Here is a 19113-nt window from a genome sequence, read left to right as displayed (position 1 = left end):
GTCCCGGCCTCTTCGAGAGCAAGGTGGAGCGCCACCCCGGTCACTCCCACAAGTCCTACGAAACGGCTGAAATCCCGAGGCGACCCTCGATTCTGTGGAAGCGAGCTTGCTCGCGAAGGCTGACTGTCAATCACCAGAGAAAATGGCTGGCTGTCCCGGACTCTTCGTGAGCAAGCTCACTCCCACAAGTCCTGCGAAACGGCAGAAATCCCGAGGCGACCCACGATCCTGTGGGAGCGAGCTTGCTCGCGAAGGCTGACTGTCAATCACCAGAGAAGGTGGCTGGCAGTCCCGGCCTCTTCGTGAGCAAGGTGGAGCGCCACCCCGGTCACTCCCACAAGTCCTACGAAACGGCTGAAATCCCGAGGCGACCCACGATCCTGTGGGAGCGAGCTTGCTCGCGAAGGCTGACTATCAATCACCAGAGAAAGTGGCTGGCAGTCCTGGCCTCTTTCCCACAGGGACCGTGTTTGCTGCGCGACAGCGCGGACTCTGGACAACGATGGGTTGCAGTGACACTCATGCCATCTGGAAATAAAAAACGCCCCGACTGGTTCGGGGCGTTTTTGTTTTTACTTGCTGCTTGCCGCTTATAGCTCTCGGCGATCAGCCGACCGCCGTCACACCCTGAATCCGCGTCTGACCCTTGCGGAACAGCACCAGCGTGGCGATCAGCCCCAGCACCGCAGCGCCGCTCAGCCAGATGCCCGGAGCCGCTTTGTTATCTAGCACGTGAATCAGGTAAGTACAGGCCGCCGGCGTGAAACCGCCGAACGTCGCGGTCGCCAGGCTGTAGGCCAGGGAGAAGCCGGTGGTGCGCACTTCGACCGGCATGATCTCGGTCAGGGAAACCACCATCGCGCCGTTGTACGAGCCGTACAGGAAAGACAGCCACAGCTCGACCATCAGCAGGTTGCCGAAGCTCGGGTTGGCGGTCAGCCAGGACAGGGCAGGGTACGCCGTGATGATCGCCAGAATGGTCGCCGCCAGCAGCAGGGGCTTGCGGCCGATCCGGTCGGACAGCGCGCCCATCACAGGCAGCCAGATGAAGTTCGAAATCCCGACGCAGACGGTCACCAGCAAGCTGTCCAGATCAGACAGGTGCAGCTCGTTTTTGCCGAACGTCGGGGTGTAGGCGGTGATCAGGTAGAACGACACCGTGGTCATGACCACCAGCGCCATGCCGGCGATGACCAGTCCGAAGTTCTGGCCGATCGACTTGACCACTTCGCCCAGGCTTGGGCGGTGGTGTTGCGCGCGGGCTTCGAACTCAGGGGTTTCTTCCAGCGAGCGACGGATCACGAAGATCGCCGGAACGATCAGGCAGCCGATCAGGAACGGCACGCGCCAGCCCCATTGGCCCATGTCTTCCGGGCTCAGCCAGTGGTTCAGGCCAACCCCCAGCAGACCGGCGAAAACCACCGCTGCCTGTTGGCTTGCCGATTGCCAGCTGACGAAAAAGCCCTTGCGGCCCGGCGTGGAAATTTCCGCCAGATAAACCGAGACACCGCCCAGTTCAACGCCTGCGGAGAAGCCTTGCAGCAGACGCCCGATCAGCACCAGCAGCGGCGCGGCGACGCCCAGGGTCGCGTAGCCCGGCACGCAGGCAATCAGCACCGTACCCATGGCCATCATCGCCAGCGTAATGACCAGGCCCTTTTTCCGGCCGTGGTGGTCGATGTAGGCGCCGAGGAAAATCGCACCCAGCGGGCGCATGAGGAAACCGGCACCGAAAGTCGCCAGCGACAGCATCAGCGATGCGAATTCACTGTCGGCGGGGAAGAAGGTTTTGGCGATGGCTGTGGCGTAGAAGCCATAGACCATGAAGTCAAACATTTCAAGGAAGTTGCCGCTCACAACGCGAAATATCGCCTTGCCTTTGCCCGTATTCGAGGCCATCTGGAATTACTCACTTAAGCTGTCTAGCTGGGGGGATCCGTTATATTTATGCGTCCTCTGCTGCGGCGCCCGCGCTTGGCCTCGGGCGCCCCAGATTTGTAACGATATGTGTAAAGCTGGCGGTTGGCAATCAGAACGCCCCGGCCATCGACCACGGACCTCCCGCTGCGCCCGCGTGAAAACAATATTTATGTATCCCATCGATGGACTCGTTCCCGGTTTAACTCCCCGCACATTCTCTCAGTGCCTCACGGGGCCCTGAGCGATCCTCAATCCATTGCACGAGTTAACTGGCCAATGAGCTCAACCCTTCATCTGATCGCTGGAGTTTCCCGGCGACCGACCTTGCATAACGTCGCGATCAAACAGCTGCAATACGCACTGCAACAACAATTCCCGGACCTCGAAATCGATCCCGAGATTTGCGTCATCACCCGAACCGCCTCCGACGGCACCCAGCGCGCGGAAACACTGTTGAGAAATCTGCAGCAGGCATTCCTGACGGGCAAGACTCCCCTTTGGCGCTCCGAAGCCAACACACTTGTCATCGATCCCGCCGTACAGGACGCGACCCCGACGCCCATCGATTTCGATCAGTTGAATGTTCTGGTCGATACGGTTGCTCTGGCGCTGAACGAACAGTTCCAGCAGGCGCTGATGGATTTCTGGGAAGCGCCGGCTGCCGATGGGCAGAGCCCTTGGGCGCAGCTGTCCGATGCGCTGAAGAAGGGCTATCTGCGAGCGTTGAACGCCACCCCGGCGCTGCACAAAAACGAGGGCGATTTCCTTCGTCCCATCGCTTATTTTCCCGACCAGACCCAACGCAATTTCATGCTGAGTATCGACAAGGTCCATGCGGATGATGTCGTTCGTGCCTGCATCCCCCAGCCAGCGGCCGCTTCCTCACCGGCGTCAGTCCTGCCCGTGCTGGCAGCGACCGGCGTGTGGGGCGGCACGGAGATGTTTTTCACATGGCAGTCGCCGGGTCTGATCGTCAGGCATGGCTCGCTGGCTGATCTGCTGGCCAGCCTCGATACTTCGCCGGCCGCCACCCACCCCGAAACCTGGGCACTGCGCGAGGTTGAGGGAGACCTGTTCAACGCATTGGCCCAGTCAATCCTTGCTTGCCAATTGCAGCAGATCACCCGGCTCGATCACGCCGACGCAGAAGATTTTGCCGATCTTGATCGCCGGATGGCCATCGCCACAGACATCACGCCTTTTCTGATCCCCGCCATCCCCGGGATGGAAACCCCCGAAACCCTTCCTGACTGGTTGCGCAACGCCAGCGTTGCCGACCGCATGGATTTCAGCCGTCGAATGATTGCGTTGGCGAGCGCTCCAGCGGGCGCAGGGAGCAGGTTCAACGAAGACATTCCGCTGTTGCTCGATTACGCCAGTCAGCAACTGCAGCGCGAAATGCTCGCCGATCACCCGGAGGCCGCAGATCTGCTGATAGCCGACCTGGACGTCGTTATCCGCAAAGTGGTCGCTGCCGCGATTCCCGGCGGTGGTCAGGTGGTCACCTCGGGCGTGGTCGAGCCGGTGCGCATGAGCCTCGCCGAGTTTGCTCTGGAGAACCTTTCCGGCGAGCCGGCCGGTGCGCTGCACGTCGTGCACAGGGACGGCACCCCGGCGCCGGACTGGTTCAGCGCCGATTACCTGCGGCTGCTGGTGTGTCAGGTGGACATCGGACGCCATTATCCTGCGCTGCTGAAACGGCTGCTGGTGACTGACCCCGGTGAATCCGCCAAGCGTCAGGCGGCGTACATCGATCAGCTTCGGGCGCAGCTGCCACTGCGGGCGCTGGAGCTGAAAATGCGGAGCGAGGGGCACTTTTGTGACAGCGCCTGTCAGCGTGTTGCCGCCCTCGTGCAGCCGCCGGAACCGCGCCCTTCAGCGCTGCGCAACACGACGTTGCGTCCACTGGCCTTCCGCGCCATGGTTGGCAGGAAGGCCGATGCGGTCGCCAACATGTTCGTGATCAGTGACCGCGATACGTCCAGGGATCCGGTGGTGCTGTATCGGCCGTTTTCCCGCCAGTCGCTGATCGAATTCGAGTCCTGGGCAGCCCTGCGCGCCGCCATCGTCGAACCCGGTGAGCTTCAGGATGACGTGCTGACGTGGATGGACGATCACGCGCGGCAGGTTTACGGCAATGGCGGCTTCGATCAGCCGCACATCGTGCGCTTCGGCCAGGGCTCGGAGTTCGCACCCCTGGAAACCCCGGCGCCTGCGCAGTTGGCTGTCGACGAAGTCGTCGGTGACCCGCTGGTTGCGCTGTTCAAGGCCAATGCAGCCGCGCTGGTCGAGCTGGCGGACAGGCAGTCCACGTCCAACGCCGAAAGTCGCTGGGCCTTGCTCAAGCGCGGTGGCTGGCTGGCGCTGGAGACCGTCATGCCGTTTGTCTCCGGCCCCGTCGGTAATGCGCTGTGGCTGGTGCAGATGATGAACGAGGCGCAAGGGGCCCTGGCCTCTGAGCGCAATGCCACTGACGGTGATCGTGAAGAGTCCATGGGCAATTTGCTGCTCACCGTGGCGATGTTGCTGCTGCATAGCACCCAGGCTAATCGTGTCATTCCGGCGCGCGGGCGATCAGCAGGGGTAGCTCGGCCGAATCTGGCAGACCTGCTGGCAGCACCCAGTCCGACCCTTGCACCTGAGCCAATGCCTGTAGCAGAGCCCGACCCGCTGCCCGGCACAGTGAGAACACAGCTGGATTTTTCCTGGTCGCGCGCCGATCTGAGCCTGACGGCTGCCCAGCAGGTTGCGCTGCAGGCGTTTGAAGTCCGGCCAGCGCCTTTGCTGCCGGAGCCATCAGGCGCCGCTGGCACCCAAGGGCTGTATGAGCTGAATGGCGCGTGGTACGCGCGCATTGATGGTGCGGTGTACAGGGTTCAGGTGAGCGACCACGTGCAGATTATCGACCCGCGAAACGATGAACTCACCGGGCCCTGGCTTGCGCGTGAGAGTGAGGTCTGGCGTCTCGACCTTGGGCTGCGCCTTCGCGGCGGCGGCCCCAAGCGCAGCGCCCGGCAACTCGCGCTGGAAAACGCCGCCCGACTCAAGCTGGCCATCGCGGAAAAGTCCGAGCTGCTCAAGCGCCAGAACGATCTTTACATCAGGATTGTGGAGAACGACAACCGTATCGATGCCCTGCCGCTCGAAAGGCACCATGAGATCACTTCGTTGCTGGAAACAGACATCCGCGCCGTGATGGAGATCATCGACCGCAAAAATGCTATCGACCAGTCATTGCGTCCTGCCGATCGCACCCCTGACAAGACCTATGCCAAGGATCTGCAAGGTATTGCCCGACGGATCTGTCTGCTTGAAGGCGTGCTGCTCAGCGACATGCTCATCGTCGCTAAAGAAGAATTGGCCCGGATGCGCGCCGTGTCCGGGATTCTCTCTCTCGAGAATGTCGGTATCTATCTGGGGCTGTTCGAGAAGTCCCTGGTGCTGCAAGAGAGCGGAGTGCACTGGGCGCTGGTCAGGGAAGGGCTGTGGCAGCGGTTGCGCGAGGTGCCGAAAGTCGGCGAGGCATACTGGCGCACGGAAGCGCTGGAGTTTTACAACAACCGGATGTTCTCCCTCCTCGATTGGCGCGCCAGTCGCATGTGGTCGTCCCTCGAACTGTGTTTCAGCGCCGAGACCATCCTGGACACCCACAGGGCGGTGACGCTCAAGCGCATGCTCAACGACGACTCGCTGCACTCGGCGCTGAGCTCTCAGGCCGAGCTGGAAAGGCCACACGATTACACGATCGCCGAACAGATCGCTGTGCTGGAAAGCTCCCTCAGGGAATATGACCGGGCCTCGATAGTCGCGCTCGCCGCCTTTGAAAGTGAGCCCGAAGCGGTCAATACCGGGCATTTCAATCGTTTTCTCGAGGATCTTTCGTTGATCTCCGACCGCGCCGAGCACCGGCTTTCGGACCTCATTCGCGAGAGCGAGGAGCCCGCCGAGACGCTTGCCGAATATGTTCCGCGCGCGGCCCAGACGCGCAAGCGGGTGATCAAGACCCGAGGCCAACGCACGTTGATTGGCCGTCTGCGCGAAGGTGAAGAGCCTTCACTGGGTGAAGTCGTGGAGGTCAAGGACGCCACCGGTGATCGCGTCGTCGGCACGTACCACCAGCATGCGGAAGGGGAGTGGGTTGAACTCGAGGACCAGCGCCGCCATCCGGTCAATCGTGACAGTATCGTCCCGCTGGCAGAGCTCATGCGTCGCGGCCGCGCCTTGCTGCAGCGGATAGAAACTGACATCGCCATTGCGGTGCGCCAATCCCTTCGCGCCAATGAGCCAGAGGACATGGAAGACATCCTGGTGCAAAAGGCCGACAAGCTCGGTGAGCTGGCGGAGAAGCTGCAGATTCATCTGGACGATTCCGAAGCGGGGGAAAGCGGGGCCCAGGCCGTGCAGACGCTGCTGGACGAGTTGCGTGAGGCCGGGCAGCGACTTCGCGAGCAGGGCCGGCAATTGCGCATCGACATGATCAAGCGACAACCGCCGACAGCCAGCCGGATCAGTTATCTGGATCGCCAGCACGAGGTGCACATCGCCCGGGTTGACGGCCGAAAAAATATGTCGGGCGCCCGCCGCAACGACTTCGTGCAGGAATACGCCATTCGCGACAAGGAAGACCATCTGCTGTGGTGGGCGCATTTTCATTACGCCAGTGAAGATGCCGCAGCCGACGCCTTCACCGCCGCGCACCTGAAACTGCCTGAACAGCGACTGATGGGTTACAGGGCGATGCTCAAGGCGGCCAAGGACAATAAGGAAGTCGTGAGCATTTATCGCAGTGCCATCGGCAAGGAACTCGCGCAGCGGTTGTTTCTGCATCTGGCCGAGTAAATTCCAGGGCCGCTGCAGAGGCAGTTGCCTGGACGTGCGATTTTTTTAGGATTCGTCACGCAAGGGATTTATCATCCGCAGCAATTCTGCAGTCGAGTAAGGCTTCCGCCCCTCGACCCGCAAAAGCGTAGGGAAGTCTGCCGAGGGACGCGACCAAGGGTTAATGGTCGTTTGCCCTCGGTGCGACTAGACTGCGCCGCGAGTTTCGATCCTTCATGCCGCCCGGAGCGGCATGATTCAGCCAGAGGCACCAGAGTGGTGGCTCGGCCAGTTCTGAGGAGTACGCATGGCTGTCTACAACTACGACGTGGTAGTGCTGGGTTCGGGCCCGGCGGGTGAAGGCGCGGCAATGAACGCTGCCAAGGCCGGGCGTAAGGTGGCAATGGTCGACAGCCGTCGGCAGGTCGGCGGCAACTGCACGCACCTGGGCACGATCCCGTCGAAGGCCCTGCGTCACTCGGTCAAACAGATCATCCAGTTCAACACCAACCCGATGTTCCGCGCCATCGGCGAGCCACGCTGGTTCTCGTTCCCGGACGTTCTGAAGAACGCCGAGAAGGTCATCAACAAGCAAGTGGCGTCGCGCACCGGTTACTACGCGCGCAACCGTGTCGACGTGTTTTTCGGCACCGGCAGCTTCGCCGACGAGCGCAGCATTGATGTCGTGTGCAACACCGGCGTCGTGGAAAAACTGGTTGCCAACCAGATCATCATCGCCACCGGCTCGCGGCCTTATCGGCCCGCCGATATCGACTTTTCCCATAAGCGTATCTACGACAGCGACACCATCCTCAGCCTGGGTCACACCCCGCGCAAACTGATCATCTACGGCGCAGGCGTCATCGGCTGCGAATACGCGTCGATTTTCAGTGGCCTTGGCGTCGAGATCGAACTGATCGACAACCGTGACCAACTGCTGAGCTTCCTCGACTCGGAAATCTCTCAGGGCCTGAGCTATCACTTCAGCAACAACAACGTGATGGTTCGTCACAACGAGGAATACGAGCGCGTTGAAGGGCTGGACAACGGTGTGATCCTGCACCTCAAGTCCGGCAAGAAGGTCAAGGCCGATGCCTTGCTGTGGTGTAACGGCCGTACCGGCAACACCGACAAGCTGGGTCTGGAAAACGTCGGCATCAAGGCCAACGGTCGCGGTCAGATCGATGTCGACGAAGCCTACCGCACCAGCCAGCCGAACATTTATGGTGCAGGCGACGTGATCGGCTGGCCGAGTCTGGCCAGTGCGGCCTATGACCAGGGTCGGTCGGCCTCGGGCAGCGCGGTGGACAACGGCGCGTGGCGCTTCGTCAACGACGTGCCGACCGGGATCTACACCATCCCCGAGATCAGCTCGATCGGTCAGAACGAGCATGACCTTACCGTGGCCAAAGTGCCGTACGAAGTGGGCAAGGCGTTTTTCAAGAGCATGGCCCGTGCGCAGATTTCCAACGAGCCGGTCGGCATGCTGAAGATCCTGTTTCACCGGGAAACCCTGCAGATCCTCGGCGTGCACTGCTTCGGCGACCAGGCATCGGAGATCGTGCACATCGGTCAGGCGATCATGAATCAGCCGGGCGAGGCGAACACCATCAAGTATTTCGTCAACACCACGTTCAACTACCCGACCATGGCCGAGGCCTATCGGGTAGCGGCGTACGACGGCCTCAACCGGCTTTTTTGAGCGGCTCCGGCCGGTGGCCTGAGCCGGCCGGGGAGACCGAGTTCAGTACTTCCCAAGGGTGGCGCTGGCCAAACCGGGAAAGTCTGTAATCAGGCTGTCAACGCCGAAGTCGGCGAGTCTGCGCATAAGCGCGGGCTCGTTGACTGTCCACACCGAGACATGCAGGCCCTGATTCTGGGCTTTCTTCAAGCGCTCGGGCGTGCACAGCGTCCAGTTCAGCGCGAGTATCTCGCATCCGTAGCCCTGAGCCACTTTCAGGGGGTCGAGCCAGGCGTATTCCGCCACCAGGCCGCGCGAAATGTCTGGCGTCAGTTCCAAAGCCGCGCGCAGCACTTCCCGGGAACTCGACGTGATCGTTACTTTCTCCAGCAGTCCGTGGCGCTGAGCCATTTCGCGGATGGCCAGCACGGTCGTTGCGGCACGGGTGCGTGACGCGCTTTTGACTTCCAGCTGCCAGTGATCGAAGGGGCATTTCTCGAACAGTTCTTCCAGGCGCGGAATGGGGCAGGGCTGCACCCAGCCCGGGCCGCCCTTGCGCGCGTCGTAGGTCACCAGATCGGCGGCGTCGTGTTCGACGACTTTGCCGCGCCGGTCGGTGGTGCGCTTGAGGGTAGGGTCATGGATCACCATCAGCTCGCCATCGCGGGACAGGTGCAGATCCAGTTCGCAGCGTTTTACGCCGTGTTTGAGGCATTCCTGAAAGCTGGTCAGGGTGTTTTCCGGTGCTTCGCCCTTGGCGCCGCGGTGGCCGTAAATAAGGGTCACAATCACTCCTTGGTACGCATGGCGCGGGAATAAATCGCTCTGAAATAAAGTCGAGCTGGAAAGTGGCGCTGGAATCAGTTTGGCTTTACGTCGGGGTCACTTTGCTCACGGGCCAGTCGCCTCTGAGCGGCTTGTCGTTGCAGGATGTGTCGGGCGAGCAATTGGCGCTGGGCATCGGTGAGGTCGATCCACTCCGTGCCGACGTCAAAATCGCCGATGGTCAAGGCATGGCACTGCGTCACCCGTGCGCGCAGCATCATCCCGGAAGCCTGGGGCATCAGCACCATTTTCACCGACAGCAGGGTGCCGGGCTGGAAGGGTTGAGGGGTTTCGAATTGCAGGCCGCCCTCGGACATGATCACGCGCTGCGGGGCGCCGAGCTTGCCCAGTGCGGTGTGCGCAACCACTTGGCCGAGCAGGTCGATGCGTTTGCTCATGGCCCGAAGGAAGCTGTTGGTGGTGCGGTCGCGATCATCCAGCTGACGCAGCAGATGCTGGGATTCGAACTCGGCGACGTGCAATTCGCTCAGCAGATCGAAGAGCGTCGAAGTGTCGTGATGGCCAGGTTCATCTCCCGTGCCGGGGCCGGCAATCCGGTTAATTTCCAGTGCGACGCTGTCCTCGATACGGTAGTATTCGCGGCGTTCTTCTTCATCTAGTGTCGGCATGGCGAACCCATGGTAGCGGCGGTTGTCAGAGTGATTGCTCAAGATCATAGCTCAGCTTTCCGAGCATGATTCGGCGGTGATTCGAGTGTAAAGCCGCTTGCCCCAGGCCCGCCACAAGCACGTTCCCATTCCTCCGAACAAGCGCCTAAATGTTCAGACCTCTTTTTGTATTCATCGGCACGCGCTACACCCGTGCAAAGCGCCGTAATCACTTTGTCTCCTTCATTTCCCTGACGTCGATGATCGGCCTCGCCCTGGGCGTGGTCGTGATGATCGTCGTGCTGTCTGTCATGAACGGCTTCGACCATGAGATGCGCACCCGCGTGCTGGGCATGGTGCCCCACGCCACCATCGAGTCCGGCGAACCGATCAATGACTGGCAGGCCCTGGCCGCTCGGGTCAAACAGAACAAACAGGTCGAAGCCGTTGCGCCGTTCACCCAGATGCAAGGCCTGCTGACCAACAACGGCAACGTGCAGAAGATCCTGCTCAACGCCATCGACCCGGCGCAGGAGCGCAAGGTGTCGATCATCGACGGATTCATGAAGCAGGGCAGCCTCGATGATCTGGTCGCGGGCGGCTTCGGCGTGGTGATCGGCGACAAGGCCGCGACCAAGCTCGGTGTCGGCATGGGCGACAAAGTCACTTTCGTGTCCCCGGAAGTCACCGTGACGCCGGCCGGCATGTTCCCGCGCATGAAGCGCTTCACCGTAGTCGGCATCTTTCACGTCGGCGCCGGCGAGCTGGACGGCTACCTGGGCGTCACCAATCTGCAGGATCTTGCACGGCTGCACCGCTGGAAGCCGGACCAGGTGCAGGGCTTGCGCCTGAAATTCACCGATCTGTTCAAGGCGCCGCGCACCGCGTACGAAATCGCCCAGAATCTCGGCGAGCATCAGTATTACTCCCGCGACTGGACGCGCACCCACGGCAACCTCTATCAGGCGATCGGCATGGAGAAATCCATCATCGGCCTGCTGCTGTTGCTGATCGTGGCGGTCGCGGCGTTCAACATCATTTCCACGCTAGTGATGGTGGTCAACGACAAGCGCGGTGACATCGCCATCCTTCGCACGCTGGGCGCGACCCCGGGCCAGATCATGGCGATCTTCATGGTTCAGGGCACGGTCATCGGTGTGGTCGGCACGCTGATCGGCGCAGTTGTCGGCATTCTCGCGGCGCTCAACGTCAGTTCGGCGATTTCCGCGCTGGAAGGTTTGATCGGTCACAAGTTCCTCAATGCGGATGTCTACTTCATCGACTATCTGCCTTCGCAATTGATGGCCCAGGACGTGCTGCTGGTATGCGGCGCGGCGCTGGTCCTGAGTTTCCTCGCCACCCTGTATCCAGCCTGGCGTGCTGCGCGCACCCAGCCGGCGGAGGCGCTACGTTATGAGTGAGTCGGGCATGAGTGATAAAGCTGTACTGAGCTGCCGCAACCTGGGCAAATCCTACGAGGAAGGTCCGGAATCCGTGGTCGTGCTGTCCGGGCTGCAACTGGAATTGCACCCGGGCGAACGCGTGGCGATCGTCGGCAGTTCGGGGTCGGGCAAAAGTACCTTGCTCAACCTGCTCGGCGGCCTCGACACGCCCACCGAAGGCAGCGTCTGGCTGGCCGGTGAAGAGCTCTCGGCGCTGAACGAAAAGGCTCGCGGCCTGCTGCGCAATCGCGCCCTTGGCTTCGTCTATCAGTTCCACCACTTGCTGGCCGAGTTCACGGCGCTGGAAAACGTCTGCATGCCATTGTTGATTGGCAAGACGCCGATTCCGGAAGCCCGTCAGCGTGCAACCGCGCTGCTGGAGCGGGTAGGGCTCAAGCATCGCCTGGCGCACAAGCCGTCGGAGTTGTCCGGCGGCGAACGTCAACGGGTGGCGATTGCCCGCGCGCTGGTCAACCAGCCGGGTCTGGTGATGCTCGACGAGCCTACCGGCAACCTCGATTCGCACACGGCCCAGGGGATTCAAGACCTCATGCTGGAACTCAGCACGTCGTCGCGCACCGCGTTTCTGGTGGTGACCCACGACATGACGCTGGCCCGGCAGATGGACCGCGTGTGGCGTCTTGAAGAAGGCCGTCTGGTCGAAGCCTGACCCGTGCAACCGGTGTCTATCGGGCATCGGCTTTTACTTTTAGCTGCTTAGTTACGGTGCTCCACGAATGTTCAGACCGTTATCCATCTTTATCGGTACGCGCTACACGCGGGCCAAGCGTCGCAACCACTTCATCTCGTTCATTTCCATGACCTCGATGATCGGCCTGGCGCTGGGCGTGCTGGCGATGATCGTGGTGCTGTCCGTGATGAACGGTTTCCAGCAGGAAATGAGTTCGCGGATCCTCGGCATGGTCCCCCATGCAGTCATCTCCGGGGTGAAGCCCCTGGACGACTGGCAGCCGGCCGCGAAGGCGTCGCTCAAGGACCCGCAAGTCACTGCCGCCGTGCCGTTCACTGAAATGGACGGCATGCTGTCGTACAAGGGCTCGATGCAGCCGATCCAGATCAACGGCGTCGACCCGGCCCTGGAATCCAAAGTCTCTATCGTGACCCAGCACATCGTGCAGGGCCGGCTGCAGGACTTGAAGGCCGGTGAGTTTGGGGTGGTGATCGGCGAAATCACCGCCCGGCGCTTTCGTCTGAACGTTGGCGACAAACTGACCCTGATCGTGCCGGAAATCAGCAATGCCCCGGGTGGCATCACTCCGCGGCTGCAGCGTTTAACGGTGGTCGGCGTATTCAAGGTCGGCGCTGAGCTGGACGGTTCCATGGCGCTGGTCAACGTGGCCGATGCCGCCGTGATCCAGCGCTGGCAGCCCAATCAGGTGCAGGGTGTGCGCCTGGCGCTGACCGATCTGTACGCCGCGCCGCAGGTGTCGACGGCCATCGCCGGCGGACTCGGTGCGGACTACAAGGCGGATGACTGGACCCACAGCCAGGGCAGCCTGTTCAGCGCAATGAAGATGGAAAAGACCATGATCGGTCTGCTGTTGCTGATGATCGTTGCCGTGGCGGCGTTCAACATCATCGCCACGCTGATCATGGTGGTAAACGACAAGGGCGCTGACATCGCGATCCTGCGCACCATCGGCGCGACACCCGGCCAGATTATGAGCATTTTCATAGTTCAGGGCACCGTCATCGGCATCGTCGGCACCGTGATCGGCGGCGTGCTGGGCGTGATTGCGGCGATCAACGTCAGCCAGATCGTCGGCTGGGTCGAGCGCGTGACGGGCCAGCACATCTTCACCTCGGACGTTTACTTCATCAGCAATCTGCCGTCGAAGCTCGAAGGCAGTGACGTGGCGCTGATCTGCAGTGCCGGGTTTATCCTCAGCTTCCTGGCAACGATCTACCCGGCCTACCGCGCCGCTCAGATCCAGCCGGCCCACGCCTTGCGCTACGAATAGGAAATGAGGATGCCCCGTCTTTTCGCCATTGCCCTAGTGCTGGGAGCAAGCCTCTCGGCGCAGGCGTCACCCGGCGAGCATTTCGCCTTCGGTCATCCCGCCGATGCGGCTCAGGCAACGCGTACGGTTGAAGTGACCCTGGGCGATATCTACTTTGAGCCTAAGTCGCTGGACGTAAAAAAGGGCGAGACCGTGCGCTTCGTGCTGGTCAACAAGGGCCGCCTGTTGCACGAGTTCAACCTCGGTGATGCAGCCATGCATGCGGCGCATCAGCAGGAAATGCTGAAAATGACGGCCAGCGGCATGCTGACCCCGACCGGCATGAAGCACGACATGGCCGGCATGGATCACGGCTCGGAGCAGGGCGCCGGGAGCATGAAACATGACGATCCCAACAGCGTGCTGGTCGAACCAGGCAAAACCGCCGAGCTGACCTGGACGTTCACCGACGCCACTGGCCTGGAGTTCGCCTGCAATATTCCCGGGCATTACCAGGCGGGCATGGTCGGCAAGGTGGCGATCAGTCAGTAAACGCTGAAAACCCGGTCCGAACCCGATAAACTTCGCGGCCTTGGTTTTTAACAGCCGCTTTTTAAGGTTCAGGTCCCGCCATGCATCCCGCAGCCGAACACTCGCCGCTGGGCAAGTCCAGCGAGTACATCGCCACCTACACGCCGTCTCTACTGTTCCCGATACCGCGCGCTGCCAAATGGGCAGAGCTGGGGCTGACCGCCGAGACGCTGCCTTATAAGGGTGTCGATTTCTGGAATTGCTACGAGCTGTCCTGGCTGCTGCCGTCGGGCAAGCCGGTGGTGGCTATCGGTGAGTTCAGCATTCCGGCGGACTCGGCCAATATCATCGAATCCAAGTCGTTCAAGCTCTACCTCAATTCGCTCAATCAGACCGCGTTTGCGTCTGAAGCCGAGCTGATCGCCACGCTGGAGAAGGATCTGTCGGCTGCCGCTGGCAAGCCGGTGGGGGTGCGCATTCGGGGCCTGAAGGACATCGAGGCCGAGGGGATTGTCGCGGTGCCGGGCGTGTGCGTCGATGACCTGGACGTGAGCATTTCAAGCTACGACCGCCCTCAACCCGAGCTGCTGCGCTGCGATGAATCGCGTGTGGTGGACGATGCGCTGCACAGCCATCTGCTCAAATCCAACTGCCCGGTGACGAGTCAGCCGGACTGGGGCAGCGTTGCGGTCGAATACCGTGGCGCCGCGCTTGATCACGCAAGTTTCCTGGCCTACATCGTCAGCTTCCGCCAGCATTCGGATTTCCACGAGCAGTGCGTGGAGCGCATCTTCATGGACCTGCAGCGCTTGCTGAAGCCGGAGAAACTGACCGTGTACGCGCGTTACGTGCGCCGCGGCGGGCTGGACATCAACCCCTACCGCAGCACTGAAACGCTGACGCTGGAGAACGGACGTCTCGCGCGGCAGTAATATCTCACTCACGTTCTGCAAGTGAACGCACTGTGGGAGCGACCGGCGTGGCGCTCTCACATGAATGGGAAGGAATGATTCAGATCCCCATGCTGCCCAGGGTGACCAATACATTGCGCAGGGTGCCGGCAATGGTGGGGTGATCGACTTCAAACCGCTCGACCGCCAGGTTGACGCCATCGGAGATACTTGGGTCCTGAGAGACTGTCTCCAGTTCGATCTGCGCCTGGATCTGCTCCATGACCTCGGTCAGATTCCCGCGCTCCTCCAGGGTCAGCTGCGGATTCTGCTCAAGTTGCTCGCGCAAGGTGTTGAGTTGTAGTTGCAAGTCACTGACGGACATGGGGTCTTCCTTAATCTGATTAGTCTCACGATGGACCGCAATGCGCAGGCAAAGGTCCTTTACGGTCATAGACTAATCCACTCCCGGCCGCTGTGCATGACCTCAGTCAGCTCAAGGCTTTTCCGACTTCTGTCGGCGCAGCGTGATATCCGCCAGACACGACTCCAGTTCGCCCAAGTGATCGATGACCGAATGCGCGCCGGCGGCATACAGCTCAAGGGTGGCGCGGCCGCGACGGCGCTCGCGATCCAGATCACTCAACGCCTCCCATTGCTCGGGTGACAAACCGCACAGCGGCCCGCAGGACGCCAGCCCGACCGTCCACAGTCCTGCGTTGATCCCGGCCATGAGCAGACGCGGATCGCCGCTGACCAGCACGCAACCGTCCAGTTGCCTGACGCCGAGGGTCATCAGCGCCTGCCAGCACGCATCAGGCGCGGGCCAGCGGTTGGTCGGCGTGGGGGTGGGCAGAACCAGAGTGCCGAGTGGCGCAGCCAGTTGGTCGGTGATAGAGGAGGGGTATTCATCGATCCAGGCGCAGGGAATGCCGAGCTGCTTCAGATGCTTCAACGCGTTGATCGCACCGGGCGCGAGCGTTGCGAATGGCTGGGCGTCCTGCGAGACAAGAGACTTGCCATCACTCCCGAGCAGCGTGCGCGCCTGTGCCCCGAAGTCGACGAGGCAACCGCTCAATCCGAACAATACAGCGGTGAACGACGGCGCAGCGACGGCAACTGGGGCGAGCATGGCATTCCCTCTCAAAGCCGATGACGCTAAGGGATTGCCATGACAAATCGATGACCGAACGATGATAGTGATTCAGGATGTTTATTGCCCTACAAAACACCGACCATTTCAGCGACGTAAATAGTCACAGAACGCTTTATACTCTCGCCTTTGGTTTGGGGCGTAGCGCCCACTTGATTACTTTGACTGGGAGTCTCAGCTATGCCCGAGAACGGTGCTGGCTTTATCAATCGTCTGATTCGAACGTGCGTGTGGGCCAGCCTGGCCGTGGCGCCGATGGCTGCAAATGCGGCAGACGAAGATCCGTGGGAAGGCGTCAACCGTGCGATTTTCCGTTTCAACGACACCGTCGACACCTACGCGCTGAAGCCCATTGCCCAAGGCTATGAGTTCATCACGCCGCAGTTCCTCGAAGACGGCATCCACAACATGTTCAAAAACGTCGGCGAAGTGACCAACTTTGCCAACGATGTGCTCCAGGCCAAACCTGAAGCCGCCGGCGTCGACACCGCCCGCCTGATCTTCAACACCACCTTTGGTCTGCTCGGCTTCTTCGACGTGGGCACCAAGATGGGCCTGCAGCGCAACGACGAAGACTTCGGCCAGACCCTCGGTCATTGGGGCGTTGCCAGCGGCCCGTTCGTGATGCTGCCGCTGTTCGGTCCAAGTACCGTGCGTGACGCGTTCGCCAAATACCCGGACACCTATACTCAGCCTTGGCGTTACATCGATCACGTGCCGACGCGCAACACTGCGCTGGGCGTGAGCGTTGTCGACACCCGCGCCAGCCTGTTGTCGGCTGAAAAGCTGATCAATGGTGACAAGTACATCTTCATCCGCAACGCTTACCTGCAGAACCGCGAGTTCAAGGTCAAAGACGGCAAGGTCGTCGACGACTTCTGATCCAGCGGTCTGCAAAACGATGCTAAAAAGGCGACCCGAGGGTCGCCTTTTTATTTTCGCTATTTTTCGAAAATGTGACGGAGTTCCGGGCTGCCGTCACTTCATCGCCAGAATCGTCAGCCCCAGTTTCTGCTCGCCGCCGTCGATGTCGGCGATCCACACCACCTCGGTATCGGCCTCCAGGCCCTTGAGCGCGGCGTGCTCGGAATCGATGCTCACGCTGATCTTGTCGCCCACCTGGAATGAGCGGGGCGCCTGTATTTGCATGCCGGAGCTGGAGAGATCCACGCAGACCGCCGGGATAATCTGGCCGGCGTAGATCAGGTTGATGTCCGCATCGACCCGCATGCGAATGTAATCCCGTTTTTCTTCGTAATCGCGATCGAGCTGGCCCATGGCACATCCTTTGTTTTGATTGCTGATTTAAGGGTTCTTATAACTCCGGGCGATTTGCGATGTAAAGACACCGCTCGGCAGCGGGGCCCGCTTGAAACGCCAGGCGGATGGGAGTACCGTCTGCGCCTTGAAGGGCAGCTCTGTCATGTGAAGCGTTTGACCAAAAGTCCGCTACCTGAGCCAGAGAGGCTAGAAGCGAATCCAGTACGCGGGCTGACTGCAACCAGCCGCCTACGCCAACCTAATCTGGCGCCGTTTGCCCACATGCAAAAAACCAGTGCCACGCTGCTGATCATCGATGACGACGAAGTAGTGCGCGCGAGTCTCGCAGCCTATTTGGAAGACAGCGGGTTCAGCGTTCTGCAAGCCGGTAATGGCCTGCAGGGTCTACAGACTTTCGAGCAGGAAAAGCCCGATCTGCTGATCTGCGATCTGCGCATGCCGCAGGTGGGCGGTCTCGAACTGATTCGTCAGGTCACCAGCCTCGCGCCGGAAACGCCGGTCATCGTGGTGTCTGGCGCGGGCGTCATGAGCGATGCCGTCGAAGCACTGCGCCTTGGCGCTGCCGATTACCTGATCAAACCCCTCGAAGACCTCGCCGTGCTGGAGCACTCGGTCCGACGCGCGCTGGATCGGGCGCGCCTGCTTCACGAAAACCAGGAATACCGACAGAAGCTGGAGACCGCCAACCGCGAGCTCGAGGCCAGTCTGCATTTGCTGCAGGAAGACCAGGACGCAGGCCGTCAGGTGCAGATGAACATGCTGCCCACCAGCCCCTGGGCCATCGACGCGTTCGAATTCGAACATGAGATCATTCCGTCGCTGTACCTGTCGGGCGATTTCGTGGATTATTTTCGAGTCGATGAGCGACGTGTTGCGTTCTATCTGGCGGACGTGTCCGGCCATGGCGCATCGTCAGCGTTCATCACCGTGCTGTTGAAGTTCATGACCACGCGTCTGCTGTTCGAGTCCAAGCGCGGCGGCAGTCTGCCGGAGTTCAAGCCGTCCGACGTGCTGGGCCATATCAATCGCGGGCTGATCAGCTGCAAGCTGGGCAAGCACGTGACGATGGTGGGCGGCGTGATCGACGAGGAAACCGGGCAATTGACCTACAGCGTCGGCGGTCATCTGCCGCTGCCGGTATTCTACACCCCGGGCGACACGCATTACCTTGAGGGCCGCGGTCTGCCCGTCGGACTGTTCAACGAAGCGACTTACACGGATCACGTCATCGATCTGCCTGAGTCCTTTAGTCTGACGCTACTGTCCGATGGCATTCTAGACCTTCTGCCAGGTGATACACTCAAAGAGAAAGAAGCCAACTTGCCCGAACTGGTCAAGGCGGCGGGGGGCAGCCTGGATGGTCTGCGCCAGACGTTTGGATTGGCCACGCTAGGGGAGATGCCGGATGATATCGCCTTGTTAGTGTTGAGCAGGAACCTTTAATGAGTACCGGTAGAATCCAGTTCGCCGAGCAAGATGGCACATTCGTCCTCAAGTTTGTGGGTGAAGTGCGTCTGACACTGTGCTCGGCGTTGGATGCGACAATTGAGCGGATCTTCACCTCGATGAACTTTTCGACGGTGGTCATCGATCTGACCGAAACCCGCAGCATCGACAGCACGACCCTCGGTCTGCTGGCCAAGCTGTCGATCCTCTCGCGCCAGAAGGCCGGGTTGTTGCCGACAGTCGTGACCACCCACGAAGACATCACGCGCCTGTTGCAGTCCATGGGCTTCGATCAGGTGTTCAACATCGTCGGTCGGCCGATTCCCCGCCCTGAGGCCCTGAGCGACCTGCCGAGCCAGGATCAGTGCGAAGACGTGGTCAAGGCCAAGGTACTGGAGGCCCACAAGATCCTCATGGGCTTGAACGATTCGAACCGCGAAGCCTTCCGTGATCTCGTCAACGCCCTCGAACACCAGTAGAAGCGCCATCAGCAAGATCAGTAACACGCCCCGGTCCTGAACCGAGGCAATAAAAAAGGGCGGCACCCTCACAGGTGC

16 protein-coding genes are annotated in these 19113 nt (G+C 60.9%); 10 read left to right on the top strand and 6 right to left on the bottom strand.

Annotated features, from left to right (window positions below):
- Positions 1 to 606: 606 nt before the first annotated feature.
- Positions 607 to 1899 (bottom strand): MFS transporter, encoded by a 1293-nt coding sequence (locus QMX88_RS23955; RefSeq protein ID WP_172611640.1) that lies wholly within the window; start codon positions 1897 to 1899, stop codon positions 607 to 609.
- A 297-nt stretch (positions 1900 to 2196) separates the two neighbouring features.
- Here QMX88_RS23955 and QMX88_RS23950 point away from each other — a divergent pair, with 297 nt between their 5' ends.
- The gene (locus QMX88_RS23950) at positions 2197 to 6759 is read left to right on the top strand and encodes a dermonecrotic toxin domain-containing protein (RefSeq protein ID WP_282372717.1); all 4563 of its coding nucleotides are present in this window, start codon (positions 2197 to 2199) and stop codon (positions 6757 to 6759) included.
- A gap of 286 nt (positions 6760 to 7045) precedes the next feature.
- Positions 7046 to 8440 (top strand): Si-specific NAD(P)(+) transhydrogenase, encoded by a 1395-nt coding sequence (gene sthA / locus QMX88_RS23945; RefSeq protein ID WP_122538030.1) that lies wholly within the window; start codon positions 7046 to 7048, stop codon positions 8438 to 8440.
- A gap of 42 nt (positions 8441 to 8482) precedes the next feature.
- Here the strand turns inward: sthA and QMX88_RS23940 are convergent, their stop codons facing one another.
- Both QMX88_RS23940 and QMX88_RS23935 read right to left on the bottom strand, forming a co-directional pair.
- Positions 8483 to 9205: a glycerophosphodiester phosphodiesterase gene (locus tag QMX88_RS23940; RefSeq protein WP_282372716.1), complete on the bottom strand. Its 723-nt coding sequence runs from the start codon at positions 9203 to 9205 to the stop codon at positions 8483 to 8485.
- A gap of 74 nt (positions 9206 to 9279) precedes the next feature.
- Positions 9280 to 9873, bottom strand: a complete 594-nt coding sequence (locus QMX88_RS23935; protein WP_282372715.1) for a PilZ domain-containing protein — start codon at positions 9871 to 9873, stop codon at positions 9280 to 9282.
- A 149-nt stretch (positions 9874 to 10022) separates the two neighbouring features.
- On the opposite strand from QMX88_RS23935, the gene QMX88_RS23930 reads away from it, so the two are divergent.
- The 5 genes from QMX88_RS23930 (at position 10023) to queF (ending at position 14718) form a co-directional block, all read left to right on the top strand.
- Entirely contained in the window at positions 10023 to 11273 is a 1251-nt protein-coding gene (locus QMX88_RS23930) for a lipoprotein-releasing ABC transporter permease subunit (protein WP_282372714.1), read from the top strand.
- Positions 11274 to 11280: 7 nt separating this feature from the next.
- Positions 11281 to 11964, top strand: a complete 684-nt coding sequence (gene lolD, locus QMX88_RS23925) for a lipoprotein-releasing ABC transporter ATP-binding protein LolD (RefSeq protein ID WP_167355799.1) — start codon at positions 11281 to 11283, stop codon at positions 11962 to 11964.
- A gap of 67 nt (positions 11965 to 12031) precedes the next feature.
- Positions 12032 to 13276, top strand: a complete 1245-nt coding sequence (locus tag QMX88_RS23920; protein ID WP_282372711.1) for a lipoprotein-releasing ABC transporter permease subunit — start codon at positions 12032 to 12034, stop codon at positions 13274 to 13276.
- 3 nt (positions 13277 to 13279) lie between these two features.
- Positions 13280 to 13807 carry a copper-resistant cuproprotein CopI gene (copI, locus tag QMX88_RS23915; protein ID WP_282372710.1) on the top strand — a complete coding sequence of 176 codons (528 nt, stop codon included), beginning with the start codon at positions 13280 to 13282 and terminating at the stop codon, positions 13805 to 13807.
- A gap of 80 nt (positions 13808 to 13887) precedes the next feature.
- Positions 13888 to 14718, top strand: a complete 831-nt coding sequence (gene queF / locus QMX88_RS23910; protein WP_282372708.1) for an NADPH-dependent 7-cyano-7-deazaguanine reductase QueF — start codon at positions 13888 to 13890, stop codon at positions 14716 to 14718.
- Positions 14719 to 14797: 79 nt separating this feature from the next.
- Here the strand turns inward: queF and QMX88_RS23905 are convergent, their stop codons facing one another.
- Entirely contained in the window at positions 14798 to 15061 is a 264-nt protein-coding gene (locus QMX88_RS23905) for a DUF4404 family protein (protein WP_074885178.1), read from the bottom strand.
- A gap of 111 nt (positions 15062 to 15172) precedes the next feature.
- Positions 15173 to 15808 carry an HAD family phosphatase gene (locus QMX88_RS23900; protein ID WP_282372707.1) on the bottom strand — a complete coding sequence of 212 codons (636 nt, stop codon included), beginning with the start codon at positions 15806 to 15808 and terminating at the stop codon, positions 15173 to 15175.
- Positions 15809 to 16009: 201 nt separating this feature from the next.
- Here QMX88_RS23900 and QMX88_RS23895 point away from each other — a divergent pair, with 201 nt between their 5' ends.
- Positions 16010 to 16711 (top strand): MlaA family lipoprotein, encoded by a 702-nt coding sequence (locus QMX88_RS23895; RefSeq protein WP_282372706.1) that lies wholly within the window; start codon positions 16010 to 16012, stop codon positions 16709 to 16711.
- 96 nt (positions 16712 to 16807) lie between these two features.
- Here QMX88_RS23895 and QMX88_RS23890 read toward each other — a convergent pair whose 3' ends face one another.
- Entirely contained in the window at positions 16808 to 17107 is a 300-nt protein-coding gene (locus QMX88_RS23890) for a PilZ domain-containing protein (RefSeq protein WP_192174294.1), read from the bottom strand.
- 264 nt (positions 17108 to 17371) lie between these two features.
- Between QMX88_RS23890 and rssB the strand changes: the two genes are divergently transcribed.
- Together rssB and rssC are read left to right on the top strand one after the other, a co-directional pair.
- A complete protein-coding gene (gene rssB / locus QMX88_RS23885) occupies positions 17372 to 18553 on the top strand; it encodes a two-component system response regulator RssB (protein WP_282372705.1) in 1182 nt (393 codons plus the stop codon).
- The gene (gene rssC, locus QMX88_RS23880; protein ID WP_037009276.1) at positions 18553 to 19035 is read left to right on the top strand and encodes an anti-sigma factor antagonist RssC; all 483 of its coding nucleotides are present in this window, start codon (positions 18553 to 18555) and stop codon (positions 19033 to 19035) included. The genes rssB and rssC overlap by 1 nt, the downstream gene beginning before the upstream one ends.
- The last annotated feature ends 78 nt before the right edge of the window (positions 19036 to 19113 follow it).

The organism is Pseudomonas sp. PS02290 (assembly GCF_029960075.1).
Classification (GTDB): Bacteria; Pseudomonadota; Gammaproteobacteria; order Pseudomonadales; family Pseudomonadaceae; genus Aquipseudomonas.
The sequence above is the reverse complement of the archived record's forward strand: the minus strand, read 5'-3'. Positions and strand labels throughout refer to the sequence as shown.